A 12,639-nucleotide genomic window follows, 5' to 3' on the forward strand; every position below is an offset into this window, starting at 1 on the left:
TTCGTGTGCGAAATGGTGATTACTATCCTGTAACGATCCAAATTTGAACAAACCGCTGGTCAGAAGCGGCGTTCAGAAGGAAGGGCTCAGACCAGCCTGCGGGCGGTCGCCCAGCGCGACAGCTCGTGCCGGTTCGACAACTGGAGCTTGCGCAGCACCGACGACACGTGCGTCTCGACGGTCTTGACCGAGATGAACAGCTCCTTCGCGATCTCCTTGTACGCGTAACCGCGCGCGATCAGCCGCAGCACCTCGCGCTCGCGCTGCGTGAGCGAGTCGAGCTCGGGGTCGATGGACGGCGCCTCGGAGGAGGCGAACGCGTCCAGCACGAACCCGGCGAGCCGCGGCGAGAACACCGCGTCGCCCTCGGCCACCCGGTTGATGGCGTCGGTCAGCTCCTTGCCGCTGATGTTCTTGGTGACGTAGCCGCGAGCCCCGCCCCTGATCACCCCGATGACGTCCTCGGCCGCGTCGGACACCGACAGCGCCAGGAACCGCACCTGCGACCCCGAGCCCAGCACCCGCCGCAGCACCTCCTGGCCGCCGCCGCCCGGCATGTGAACGTCGAGCAGGACCACGTCGGGCTGATGCGCGGCGATCGCCTTGACCGCCGTCTCGACGTCCTCGGCCTCGCCGACCACCTCGATCGAGTCGCCCAGCTCGGCGCGCACGCCCGATCGGAACAACCGATGGTCATCGACGATCAGTACGCGCGTCATGCCTTCTCCACCTTCATCGTCAACATCACTTCCGTGCCCTCACCCGGCGCGGTGCGTACGCGGGCCGTGCCGCCGTGCCGCTCCATTCTGCCGATGATGGACTCCCTGATGCCCATCCGGTCGAGCGGGATCGCGTCGAGGTCGAACCCCTTGCCCCGATCCTTCACGAAAATCGTGACTTCTTCACCCTCGACCTCCGCGTACACCGAAATGGACGGACTCTCAGAGTATTTCGCCGCGTTGACCATCGCCTGGCGGGACGCCTTGAGCATGGCCGCGAGCTTGCCCGCCGCGTCGAGGTCGATGTCGCTCACACAGACCACCTCGATGGGCACGCCGTGCGCGTCCTCCTCCTCGGCGGCGATCCTGCGCACGGCCGCCGCCACCGTCGCGTCGGCGTCCTGCGCCGGCTGGTAGAGCCAGTTGCGCAGCTCGCGCTCCTGCGAGCGGGCCAGCCGCGACACCTCGCGCGGGTCGTGCGCCACCCGCTGGATGAGCGTCAGCGTGTGCAGCACCGAGTCGTGCACCATGGCCGCCACCTCGGCGCGCTCCTCCTGCCTGATGCGCTCGCGGCGCTCCAGCTGGAGCTCCTTCCACAGGCCCGCCAGCCAGGGGGCGGCGATCACCGCCAGGCCGCCCACGACCACGATGGTGAACATCAGGCCCGGCCTGGCCTGGGCCAGCTCGCCCTGCGAGTACAGGAAGCCGACCGCGCCGGTCACCACCAGCGCGATGCCGAGCAGCGTACGGACGCGGTTCTTCCTGATGCTCAGCGCCGCGCCGCTCATCCAGCTCCGGCGCCGCTCCGGGTCGGCCTGCTGCCACAGGATCAGCGCGCCGATCCCGCCCACCGCGAACGGCAGCAGGCCGATGCCGCCCTGCGAGGCCCCCGTCAGCAAGCCGAACGCCAGCACCGCCACCCCGATCGCGGTGAACGCGGCCAGCTGGCTCCAGTCGCGTGGCGGCACCTGCCCCTCGTGCGGCTCGCGCGGCGTCACCATCCACAGCACCGCGTACGCCGGCGCGCCCGCCCAGCCCACGGCGGTGAGCAGCACGAACATCAGCCTGATCACGACCGGGTCGAGCTTCAGCTGGGTCGCCAGCCCCTGGGCGACACCACCGAGCAGGCGTCCCTCCATGGGGCGCTGCATCCGGCGAAAGGGCTTGTCGCCGCTCTGCTCGGCGAGTGTCTTCTGGTCAGCCATAACATGGCCATGGTCACACGTCCCGGGCCACATGGGCATCAGGGAACAACCCCCGGGTCCTGTCAGGGGTCTCCCGGATGCGGGCGTAGCGCGCGTGGGTCACGATGGTACGCATGACAGAGGCACCGCCAAGGCAACCGGCTGCTCCCCCCTCCCAGCTGCGACGCAGCGGCGAGGGACGCTTCCTCATGGGAGTGTGCGCGGGGCTCGGGCGGCACACCGGCGTCGACCCGGTGGTGTTCCGCGTCGCCTTCGCGGTGCTGCTGCTCGGGTCCGGCATCGGGCTCTTCCTCTATCTCGCGGCGTTCCTGCTGATGAAGGAGCCGAACGGGCGGCCCGGCATCATCGAGCAGTGGACGCGGCGCGACTTCGACGCCGAGACCGTGCTGGCGCTGCTGACGGCGGTGCTGGCGTTCGGCCTGGCGATCAACGTGGCCACCGTGTGGCTGGACACCGGCTCGCTCGTGGTCGGCGTGTTCCTGGCGGTGTCCCTGCTGGCGGCCCACACGAACGGGGTCGATCTGGTGGGTCTGGCCCGCTCGATGCCCGACCGTCTGAGCCGCCGCCGCTCACCCGACTGGGCGGCCTTCGACTCGGCCCCGGCCGGTCCCGCCACGGACGCCGCACCCCCGACCACCGCGGTCCGCCGCCCCTCCCCGCCCTCGGCCCCCACCGACACCCCCGTCGGCCCCCTGCCGGAGAACGCGTCGCCCGAGACGGGCGCGCTCGGGGCACTCAGGGACGAGCTGCCCCATGAGGCGGCAGCGCCCGATGTGGCCGCAGCGTCTCAGGGGACGGGAACGTCGGATACCGCAGCAGCCCAGGGGGCTACGGCGTCTCAAGGTGCGGGAGCGCCCGATGAGGCAGCGCCCGATGAGGCGGAAGCGCCCGGCGGGACGGGCGCGCCGCAGGAGCGCGAGGCGGCTCTGCGGCAGGAGGGGGTGCCCGTCGAGGAGGCGGTCGCGGAGGGCGGCGACGAGGCGACCCGGCGGGTCGGCGACAAGCCGGCCTGGAACATCGAGGGGTTGCGTCAGGCGGCGGCAGGCGTGCGCGATGCCGCCTACCAAGCCAGGCGCCACCGCCAGGGGCAGTCGAGCGCGCCTCTTCCGCCTTCGGGCGAACCAGCCACCACCCAGCACCCGGCCTCGCACGCGAGCGCGCCGGGCGCGACCGCCGACGCTCCGGGGGCGAGCGCGGGGGTCCCCGACGCGGAAACGTCCGGCGCGGGAGCGGCCGGCGCAGGAGCGGCCGGCGCAGGCACGTCCGGCGCGGGAGCGGCGGGGGCCAGGGATTGGGAGGAGCGGCTGCGGTGGCGCGAGCAGTTCGAAGGGCCCGTCTCGCCGGAGGCGGTGACGGCCGAGCATCCCGTCCCGAAGCGGCCTCGCGACTACCGTCCTGACCCGCCGACCTCGATCGACCACAGCCAAGGGGAGCCGTTCGCGCCGCACGGCCCGTACCGGCCGCTGGATCCGGCCAGGCGGGCCGGCTACTCCCCGTACGACCCGGCGTTCTACGGCCGCCCCCCGATGCCGACGCATCCGCGGCGGCCGCAGCGCCGGCCGCAGCCGAAGTCGTACATCGGCGCGATCACTGTCCTGCTGGCCATCATCATTGGAGGGATCGTCGTGGCCGTCCAAGCCAGGTCGGCCGCCGGAGTGAGCCCCACCATCGTCGGCGGCGCCATGCTCATCACGCTCGGCGCGGGCCTGCTCGTGGCCGCCTGGTGGGGCCGGGGCGCCGGCCTGGTCGCGGGGGGCACGACGGTCGCGCTGATCATAGGGGTGGGGTTGATGCTGGGCGGCGTGCCGAAGAGCATCGGCCCGTCGGATTGGGCGCCGACGAGCGTGGCGGAGGCGGGCAGACTGTACGACGTGGGCCTGGGCGACGGCCGGCTGGACCTGTCGGAGCTGGTGCTGCCACCGGGGACGAAGGTGACGTTCAACGCGGCGGTGCAGGCGGGCGAGCTGGAGGTGATCGTGCCACCGACGGTCAGGGTCGAGGTGCACGCGACGAACAAGGTGGGCGACATCATGATCGGCCAGTCCCTGCGCGGCGGCGTGGACCTGCGGATCAACCGCGTGCTGGAGCCCGAGGTCAAGCCGGAGGGCAAGCTGTCGACGATCGTGCTCAACCTCAAGGGCGGCCTGGGCGACATGACGGTGCGTCATGCGGCGTGATCTCGAGGAGCGGCCGCGCCGGCTGCACAGGACCGACTGGATGGCCCTGCTGAGCGGTGTCCTGTTCATCGTTCTGGGAATCTTGACGGTGACCCGCGCGATCACGGATCCGCTGGTCCTGATAGGCGTGCTGGTGCTGGGGCTGGCCTTCGCGGGGCTGGTGGCGATCATCGCCAGGGTGTTCCGCGGTAAGTAACCCTTGACCGGGAAAAACACCGGCGTAGGTTCGGAGTGTCCGCTTTTCCCCCTGCTCCTGAGGGAGGACGTATGCCCCGAATCACCGTCACTGTCGACGGGGTCAAGTACGAGGAGGACGTCGAGCCGCGGCTTCTCCTCGTTCACCTGCTACGAGAGCGGCTGGGCAAGACCGGCACCCCCATAGGTTGCGACACGAGCAACTGCGGCGCGTGCACGGTCATGCTCGACGGCAAGAGCGTCAAGAGCTGTTCGGTGCTGGCCGTGCAGGCCGACGGCTGCGACGTCGTCACGATCGAGGGTCTCGGCACGAGCGGCGCGAACGGCTCGATGCATCCGATGCAGCGGGCCTTCCACGAAGAGCACGCCCTGCAGTGCGGCTACTGCACGCCCGGCATGGTCATGGCCGCGATCGACCTGCTCAGGGACGACCCTGAGCCGTCGGAGGAGACGATCAGGCAGGGGCTGGAGGGCAACCTCTGCCGCTGCACCGGATACTGCAACATCGTGCGGGCCGTCCGCAGGGGCGCCCAGGAGATGGGGCAGGCGGTGAGCACGTCATGACCGTCCAGGAGGTCGGCCGGCCGCGCAGGCGGAAGGAGGACACCAGGCTGCTGACGGGGCGCACGCAGTGGACGGACAACCTCTCCAGGCCCGGGATGCTGCACGTGATGTTCCTGCGCAGCCCGATGGCGCACGCGCGTATCACGCGGGTCGACGTCTCAGGGGCCCGCGACCTGCCGGGGGTGGTGGCGGCCTTCAGCGGCCAGGATCTGGCGGCGGAGCAGGGCAGCCTGCCGTGCGCGTGGCCGGTGACCGAGGACGTCGTCATCCCCGACCATCCGCCGATGGCGGTGACGGAGGTCAGGTACGTCGGCGAGGCCGTGGCCTGCGTGATCGCGACCGACCGGTACCGGGCGGCGGACGCGCTGGACGCGATCGAGGTCGACTACGAGCCGCTGCCCGCGGTGCTCGACATGAACGAGGCGCTGGCGCCGGACAGCCCGAAGGTGCACGAGGCGGGCAACAAGGCGTACAGCATGCAGATCACCTCGGGTGACATCGAGGCGGCGTTCAGGGACGCGCCGGTCGTGGTCGAGCGGACGTTCACCCAGCAGCGGCTCATCCCGAGCGCGATGGAGCCGCGGGCGGTGCTGGCCGACACCGACGGCGAGTCCTACACGCTGTGGACGTCCTCGCAGATCCCGCACGTGCTGCGGGTCATGCTCGCGGTGACGACCGGCATCCCCGAGCACAAGATCCGGGTGGTCGCGCCCGACGTGGGCGGCGGGTTCGGCTCGAAGCTGCAGGTCACCGCGGAAGAGGTGCTCTGCCTGCTGCTGGCGCGGCGGATCGGCCGGCCGGTCAAGTGGACGGAGTCGCGTTCCGAGGGCAACCTGACCGTGCATCACGGCCGCGACCAGATCCAGCACCTGCGCCTCGCGGCCGACGCCGACGGGCGCATCCGCGGCCTGCGGGTGGAGCTGATCGCCGACATGGGCGCGTACCTGCTGCTGCTGACGCCGGGCATCCCGCTGCTCGGCGCGTCGATGTTCAACGCGATCTACAAGATGGACGCGTACGAGTTCGGCTGCACGGGCGTGTTCACCACGAAGATGCCCACGGACGCCTACCGGGGCGCGGGCCGGCCCGAGGCCACGTTCGGCATCGAGCGGATGATGGACGAGCTGGCCGCCGAGCTGAACATGGACCCGCTGGAGGTGCGCAGGCGCAACTGGATCAGGCACGAGGAGTTCCCGTACACCACGATCTCGGGGCTGACGTACGACTCGGGCAACTACGAGGCGGCGACCGAGCGGGCGCTGTCGTTGTTCGGCTACGACAAGCTGCGCGCCGAACAGGCCGACCGGCGTGACAGGGGCGACCCGGTGCAGCTCGGGATCGGGGTGAGCACGTACACGGAGATGTGCGGGCTGGCGCCGTCGCGGCTGCTCGGCGAGGGCCGCTTCGGGGCGGGCGGCTGGGAGCACGGCGAGGTGCGCATGCTGCCCACGGGCAAGGTCGAGGTCGTCACCGGCAGCACGCCGCACGGGCAGGGCCACGTGACGTCGTGGAGCCAGATCGTGGCCGACGCGCTGGGCGTGCCGTTCGAGGACATCACGGTGCTGCACGGCGACACGGCGATCGCGCACAAGGGCATGGACACCTACGGCTCGCGCTCGCTGGTCGTCGGCGGGATCGCGGTGCTGAAGGCGTGCGAGAAGGTCAAGGACAAGGCGCGCGTGCTGGCGGCGCACCTGCTGGAGTGCTCGCCCGACGACCTGGAGTTCGAGGCGGGGACGTTCAAGGTGCGCGGCACCGACTCGGGCAGGACGATCCAGGAGCTGGCCTTCGCCGCGTTCACCGCGCACAACCTGCCCGACGGGGTGGAGGCGCGGCTGGACTCCGTGGCCACGTTCGACCCGGAGACCTACTCCTTCCCGCACGGCACCCACCTGTGCGCGGTGGAGGTGGACACCGAGACGGGCCGGACGAAGATCCGCTCGTACGTGGCGGTGGACGACATCGGCAAGGTGATCAACCCGCTGATCGTGGAGGGCCAGCTGCACGGCGGCATCGCGCAGGGCATCGCCCAGGCGCTGTTCGAGGAGGCCGTGTACGACGCCGAGGGCAACCTGCTGACCACGACCATGGCCGACTACCTGCTGCCGTCGGCGGCCGACCTGCCGGATGTCACGCTCGACAGGACGGAGTCGCCGGCGACCAGCAACCCGCTGGGCGCGAAGGGCGTGGGCGAGGCGGGCACGATCGCCTCGACCCCGGCCGTGGTGAACGCGGTCGTGGACGCGCTGCGGCCGTACGGGATCGACGACGTGCGCATGCCGTGCACGCCGGAGCGGGTCTGGCGGGCCCTCCAGGAGCGGGCGCAGGAAGGAGAGCGGCCATGATCCCCGCGCAGTTCGAGTACGTGCGTCCCGGCTCGGTCGCCGAGGCGTGCGAGGTGCTGGCCGGCGACGAGGACGCCAAGGTCCTCGCGGGCGGGCAGTCGCTGCTGCCGCTGCTGCGGCTACGGCTGGCGTACCCGTCCGCGCTGGTGGACGTGGGCCGGCTGGAGGAGCTCAAGGGCGTGCACGACCGGGGCGACCACGTCTTCATCGGCGCGCTGACCACGCACGACGAGGTCATGCGCTCCCCGGTGGTGACGGCGGGCTGCCCGCTGGTGGCGCTGGCGACGGCGCACGTGGCGGATCCGGCGATCAGGCACCGGGGCACGTTCGGCGGCTCGCTGGCGCACGCGGACCCGGCGGGTGACCTGCCGGCCGTGGTGCTGGCGCTGGACGGCGTGTTCGTGGCGGTCTCGGCGCAGGGCGAGCGGGAGATCCCGGCGTCGGAGTTCTTCGTGGACTACTGGGAGCCGGCGCTGGCGCAGGGCGAGATCCTGGCCGGCGTGAAGATCCCGAAGCTGGGCGAGGGCTGGGGCTTCCACTACGAGAAGTTCCACCGCACCGCGCAGGCGTGGGCGATCGTCGGCGTGGCGGCCGCGGTCAAGCGCTCGAACGGCTCGATCGCCGAGGCCAGGATCGGGCTGACGAACATGGGCGCGACCCCGCTGCGGGCCGGCGCGACGGAGGCCGCCCTGACCGGCGTGGAGCTGGGCGACCAGGTACGCCAGGCGTGCGACGAGGCGGCGGACGGCACCTCGCCCCCGTCGGATCTGCACGCCCAGCCGGACTACCGGCGGCATCTGGCCAGGGTGCTGACCTATCGCGCGGTCCGTGCCGCGGCCGGAGCGCCCTGACGACGTGACGGGGGCGTCCCTCTTCCGGGGCGTCCCCTTCGCGACGTAGTGTCACAGGCATCGGCGGAAGGAGCGGATCGATGGCGATGCGGTTCGAGCACGAGTTCACTGTTCCCGTCCCGATCGAGCAGGCCTGGGCCGTGCTGCTCGACGTCGAGCGGGTCGCGCCGTGCCTGCCGGGGGCGACCTTGGACGTCTTCGAGGGTGACGAGTTCACCGGCAGGATGAAGGTCAAGGTCGGGCCCATCACGGTCACCTACCGGGGTTCCGCCAGGTTCGAGGACGTGGACAAAGACTCCTACTCGCTCACCATCCGAGCGTCGGGCAAGGAGGCCAGGGGCTCGGGCACGGCCTCGGCCACGGTCAAGGCCCGCATGCGGCCGCGCGACGACTCCACGCTGGTCACCGTCGAGACCTCGTTCAACGTCACGGGCCGGCCCGCGCAGTTCGGGCGGGGCGTGATGGCGGAGGTCGGCGGCAAGCTCATCGAGAAGTTCGCCGGCAACCTGGCGGAGCTGCTGTCGGAGCCCATGGTGACGCCCGCCGAGCAGGAGCAGGAGCAGCAGGAGGAGGAGCGGCATCTGAGCGCGGTGCCGGAGCCCGAGCCCGTGCAGGAGCGGCAGGTGGGCTCGCTGCGCTCGTCGCGGACGCCCGACGAGGAGGCGCTCGACCTGCTGGAGATCGCCGGGCAGCCGCTGCTGAAGCGGGTGGCGCCGATCGTGGGCGGGCTCGCCGCACTCCTTGTCATCATTTGGGTGATTCGTCGCCTGGCGCGCTGATTTTGGGCAAATAGTCCATCAAGTCCGGTCACTTCCCTCTGGGCGGGGGAAGCCCAATCCCGCCGGAATGTCTCACGGGGGGATGCGCGATGCCGGACTGCACCGTGGTCGTGATCACCTACAACGACGCGGCCCGCCTGCCCAGAGCCGTACGTTCGGTGCTCGGCCAGTCGCTGCGCGACCTCGAAGTGATCATCGCCGACGACGCGAGCACCGACGGCACCCCCGAGGTCGCCAGGCGCCTGGCCGCGAGCGACCCCCGGGTCCGCTACCTGCGCAGGCAGGCCAACAGCGGCGGCTGCGGCGCCCCGCGCAACGACGGCATCGACGCCGCGCGCTCCCCGTACGTGATGTTCCTCGACAGCGACGACGAGCTGCCGCGGCACGCGTGCAAGAGCCTGCTCGCCGAGATCGAGCGGACGGGGGCCGAGTTCGTCGCGGGCCAGATCTCCCGGCTGTACGAGTCGAACGGCCGGCTGCGCCCCTACTACCCGTCGTTGTTCGCCCGGCGGCGCGTGGTCGAGGGCATCAGGCAGGAGCCCGAGCTGTTCCTCGACAGCTTCAGCACCAACAAGCTCTACGACGTGCGGCTGCTGCGCGAGAACATGCTGCGCTTCCCCGAGGACATCCACTACGAGGACCACGTCTTCGCCACCGAGCTCTACGCGGTCACCCGCAGGTTCGCCGTCGTGCCCTGGGTCGTCTACCACTGGCACCGCTCGACCGCGAACGACTCCATCTCCCTCAGCATCGAGGACCTGGAGAACGTGCGCCAGCGGGTGATCGCGGCCCGGCTGAGCGACGACATCCTGCGCGAGCACGGGGCCGCCGACCTGGTGCCGCACCGGCAGTACCGGTTCCTGCGCCAGGACCTGCGGGTCTACCTCAACCCGCTGCCGGCCAGGGACCTGGTGTGGGTCAAGGAGTTCGCCTCGGTGGTGCGGCCGTACCTGGAGGAGATCTCCGGTGAGGTGTTCGACCGGCTGGACCCGCTGGACCGGGTCTGCGCGCAGCTCATCATGGACGACCGCGTCGAGGACCTGCGCGTGGCGGCCGGCTCGCTCACCGGCCCGCGCGCCGCGCCCAGGGCGGCGGTGCAGCTCGGCGGCAGGACCTACTGGGGCAGCACGCCGTCACCCGGCATGGACATCACCCGGCTGCGGCTGGCCGAGCTGCCCTTCACCGCCTCCCGGCTGCGGCACGAGGTGGCCGACCTGTCCTCCGACGGGCGGCGGGTGCGGATGACCGTGCGCAGCTACGACCCGTTCGGCGCGCTGCCGCCCGAGTGGATGGCGTTCCTGCAGCTCGGCCGGGTCCGCGTGCCGATCGACCCGCAGCCGTCGGCGCAGGGCGCGTACGTCACGCACGTCGAGTTCACGCCCACCGGCCGGTGCGAGCCGCGCATCGGGTTCACCCGGCTGTCCGACGGGCTCACCACGACCGACCGGCTCATCGCCGACCCCAGGACCGAGCCGATCGAGCTGCCGGGCTGCACGCTCGGCGTCGAGGGGTACGCGGCCTACCTGTGCGTGCGGCCCGACTCGGTCACCCGGGCTGTGCTGCGGCGGGTCAAGCGGCAGGTGCTCAAGCGGATCAGCACGCCGCGCAACAAGTTGCTGGCGTACAGGCTGCTGGTCAGGGTGCTGCCGCCGCGCAGGAACCTGGCGCTGTTCGAGTCGGACGTCGGCAAGGGCTACAGCGGCAGCCCGCGCGCCATCTACGAGGAGGTGCGCAGGCGGCGGCTGCCCATCGACGCGGTCTGGTCGGTCGCCAGGGGGCGCGGCAACTTCCCCGCCGACGCCAAGCTCGTCCGCAGGGGCAGCTGGCGCTACGTCTACACGATGGCGCGGGCCGGGATCTGGGTGGACAGTCACGGCTTCCCGCTCGACTACCCCAAGCCGCGCGGCACCCGCTACCTGCAGACCTGGCACGGCCAGGGCATCAAGTCGATCGGCTTCGACGCGCCCGACCTGCGCGGCGACTTCGACGGGCCGCGCGCCAGGTGGCGGGCCGCGGTGGCGCGGTGGGACGCGCTGGTGTCGCCGAGCGCGGAGTTCTCCCGCGTGTTCCTGCCGTCGAACGGCTACGCGGGCAAGGTGTACCGCTGCGGCACGCCCCGCTGCGACGCCCTCGTCAGGGGCTCCACGCAGGACGGCGGCGCCTTGGAGGTGCTGCGCCGGCTGGAGGTGCCGCCGGGCCGTCGCGTCCTGCTGTACGCCCCCACCTACCGCGACCAGGCCAAGGGCAGCGGCCGCTCGGTACGGGTGGACCTGGAGCTGCTGGCCGAGGAACTGGCCGACGAATGGGTGGTGCTGCTGCGTACGCATCCGGTCGAGCGCTACCAGCCGCCCGAGCACCTGCGGCACTTCGTCCGCCCCGCGAGCTCCTATCCCGAGATCAACGACCTCATGCTGGCCTCCGACGCGCTGCTGACGGACTACTCCTCCGTCATGTGCGACTACGCGCTGACCGGCAAGCCGATGGTGTTCTACATCGACGACTGGGACGACTACCGCCTGTCCGAGCGCGGCGTCTACCACGACCTGCCGTCCATCGCGCCAGGGCCGTGCGTGACGACCACCGGGGACCTGGCCGAGGTGCTGCGCAGGCTGCCCGCCGTGCACGAGTCGTACGCCGAGCGCTACGCCGCCTTCCGCCGCATGTGGTGCGCGGACGAGCGGGGCGACGCGGCGGCCAGGATCGTCGCCGACTTCTTCGAGGAGGCCCGGTGAGCGTCGTGTTCACCTGCCTGGACGCCGACACGCTCGGCGGGATCCAGCAGGTCACCCACACCCTGGCCCAGGGTCTCGCCGAGCGCGGCCACGAGGTGCACGTGATCGGCCTGCACCGCACAGGACGCCCGTTCCGCTACGTGGACGAGCCGCGCTACCACCGGCACCTGATCAGCCCGCGGCCGGCCGACGGGCCGCTCGCCCGCAGGCTGGCCGACCGGCGGCTGAAGGGGCTGCTGCGCGAGATCCCGCCCGGGTACGCGGTGCTGACCTCGCCGTCCGTGGTGGCCCGCGTGTCGGGCCTGCTGCCGCCCGGTTTCCGGCCGATCGGCCAATATCACGGCTCGTACGGCCACGCCCGCGGCTGCTGGCACCTGGCCTCGATCCGCCGCCACTACCCGCCGCTCGACCAGGCGCTCTTCCTCAGCGACGACGACGCGCGGCGCTTCTCCGAGCACGCGCTGCTGCCCAACGCGGGCGCGCTGCCGAACCCGCTGGCCCGCTGGCCTGAGGAGATGTCCCGGCTGGACACGCCCAGGGTGCTGGGGGTGGGCCGGCTGGAGGGGGTCAAGCGGTTCGACCGGCTGATCAGCGCGTTCGCGAAGTCGCAGGCGCCGCCGCCGTGGGAGCTGCACCTCATCGGTGACGGCGGCGAGCTGGAACGGCTGCGCGCGCACGCCGAGCGCGAGGGGGTCGGGGACCGCGTGGTGTTCCGAGGGGTGGTGCCGGCCGAGCGCATGCCCGCCGAGTACCTCGACGCCTCGATCCTGGGGCTGACCAGCGAGCATGAAGGGCTGCCGATCGTTCTGCTGGAGTCGGCGGCGCACGGGGTGCCCGCGGTGGCGTTCGACGTGTCGGGCGGCGTGCGCTCGGCCGGCCCTGTGCTGGTGCCGCCTGGGGACGTGGCGGCGTTCGCGGCGCAGCTCGGGCGGCTGGTGGCCGACGAGGAGGAGCGGCGCCGGTTGGGCGCCGACGCCCGCGCACGGGCCGAGGCGTTCCGCCTCGACCACGTGCTGGACGGCTGGGAACGGGTCTTCGCCCACATCGAGCGCTGACCCGAGAGCGCTGACCC

Annotated in this window: 10 protein-coding genes; 8 read left to right on the plus strand and 2 right to left on the minus strand. The window is 71.7% G+C overall.

Annotated elements, in window-relative coordinates; all coding sequences use genetic code 11:
• Window positions 1–86: 86 nt before the first annotated feature.
• On the minus strand, window positions 87–719 hold the full coding sequence (locus ACFFR3_RS05390; protein ID WP_237106330.1) for a response regulator: 633 nt from the start codon (window positions 717–719) through the stop codon (window positions 87–89).
• The gene (locus tag ACFFR3_RS05395; protein ID WP_345395939.1) at window positions 716–1,924 is read right to left on the minus strand and encodes an ATP-binding protein; all 1,209 of its coding nucleotides are present in this window, start codon (window positions 1,922–1,924) and stop codon (window positions 716–718) included. Before ACFFR3_RS05395 ends, ACFFR3_RS05390 begins: the two co-directional genes overlap by 4 nt.
• Window positions 1,925–2,037: 113 nt before the next feature.
• On the opposite strand from ACFFR3_RS05395, the gene ACFFR3_RS05400 reads away from it, so the two are divergent.
• The 8 genes from ACFFR3_RS05400 (at window position 2,038) to ACFFR3_RS05435 (ending at window position 12,622) form a co-directional block, all read left to right on the plus strand.
• Window positions 2,038–4,101 carry a PspC domain-containing protein gene (locus ACFFR3_RS05400; RefSeq protein WP_379482685.1) on the plus strand — a complete coding sequence of 688 codons (2,064 nt, stop codon included), beginning with the start codon at window positions 2,038–2,040 and terminating at the stop codon, window positions 4,099–4,101.
• Window positions 4,091–4,297 carry a hypothetical protein gene (locus tag ACFFR3_RS05405; RefSeq protein ID WP_345395930.1) on the plus strand — a complete coding sequence of 69 codons (207 nt, stop codon included), beginning with the start codon at window positions 4,091–4,093 and terminating at the stop codon, window positions 4,295–4,297. The genes ACFFR3_RS05400 and ACFFR3_RS05405 overlap by 11 nt, the downstream gene beginning before the upstream one ends.
• A 71-nt stretch (window positions 4,298–4,368) precedes the next feature.
• Entirely contained in the window at window positions 4,369–4,860 is a 492-nt protein-coding gene (locus ACFFR3_RS05410) for a (2Fe-2S)-binding protein (RefSeq protein WP_364364755.1), read from the plus strand.
• On the plus strand, window positions 4,857–7,205 hold the full coding sequence (locus ACFFR3_RS05415; RefSeq protein WP_364364752.1) for a xanthine dehydrogenase family protein molybdopterin-binding subunit: 2,349 nt from the start codon (window positions 4,857–4,859) through the stop codon (window positions 7,203–7,205). Before ACFFR3_RS05410 ends, ACFFR3_RS05415 begins: the two co-directional genes overlap by 4 nt.
• Complete coding sequence (locus tag ACFFR3_RS05420) at window positions 7,202–8,056, plus strand: FAD binding domain-containing protein (protein ID WP_345395924.1); 855 nt, start codon at window positions 7,202–7,204, stop codon at window positions 8,054–8,056. The genes ACFFR3_RS05415 and ACFFR3_RS05420 overlap by 4 nt, the downstream gene beginning before the upstream one ends.
• 80 nt (window positions 8,057–8,136) lie before the next feature.
• Window positions 8,137–8,835 (plus strand): SRPBCC family protein, encoded by a 699-nt coding sequence (locus tag ACFFR3_RS05425; protein ID WP_379482686.1) that lies wholly within the window; start codon window positions 8,137–8,139, stop codon window positions 8,833–8,835.
• 89 nt (window positions 8,836–8,924) lie between these two features.
• Window positions 8,925–11,567 (plus strand): bifunctional glycosyltransferase/CDP-glycerol:glycerophosphate glycerophosphotransferase, encoded by a 2,643-nt coding sequence (locus ACFFR3_RS05430; RefSeq protein ID WP_379482687.1) that lies wholly within the window; start codon window positions 8,925–8,927, stop codon window positions 11,565–11,567.
• Window positions 11,564–12,622, plus strand: a complete 1,059-nt coding sequence (locus tag ACFFR3_RS05435) for a glycosyltransferase (protein ID WP_364364743.1) — start codon at window positions 11,564–11,566, stop codon at window positions 12,620–12,622. The genes ACFFR3_RS05430 and ACFFR3_RS05435 overlap by 4 nt, the downstream gene beginning before the upstream one ends.
• The last annotated feature ends 17 nt before the right edge of the window (window positions 12,623–12,639 follow it).

Origin of the sequence: Nonomuraea salmonea, assembly GCF_042428605.1 — a bacterium.
Taxonomy (GTDB): Bacteria; Actinomycetota; Actinomycetes; order Streptosporangiales; family Streptosporangiaceae; genus Nonomuraea; species Nonomuraea salmonea.